This is a genomic window from Bacillus sp. AFS001701 (genome assembly GCF_002559405.1).
Taxonomy (GTDB): Bacteria; Bacillota; Bacilli; order Bacillales; family Bacillaceae_G; genus Gottfriedia.
Genome location: NZ_NTZO01000492.1, coordinates 1 through 317, shown reverse-complemented (window position 1 = coordinate 317; position 317 = coordinate 1). Strand labels below are relative to the sequence as shown.

Sequence of the window (317 nt, the reverse complement as noted above, 5' to 3'; positions counted from 1 at the left end):
AATAATTTTCAAGTTCAGTTTCCAAATCTCTAAGTAGTAATTCATATTCAACTACTGCCAATTTATCATCTACTGGAAAAATTGCAGGTTTAATTTCATCTTTTTCCATTCCAGGTAGCCACTTATTAATAAAATCATCTAACTCAATTGAAGTCGGTTTACAATTAGCCCACTCAAGTTTTGCATAGTTTTGGGCAAATTCTTTTTTAGGAAAGAAAGGAATAATTTTATTACCTTTGTCATCAGCAGCAGTAACAAAACCATCATCATACAACGCCCAAACTTCTTCATAATCAGCAACTTTCTTTATAAAATAT

At 30.6% G+C, this 317-nt stretch carries 1 protein-coding gene; it reads right to left on the bottom strand.

Translation table 11 applies throughout. From position 1 onward, the window contains the following. Positions 1-317, bottom strand: a 317-nt coding sequence (locus CN514_RS21570) for a DUF2750 domain-containing protein (protein WP_141529469.1), incomplete at both ends; no start/stop codon positions are given.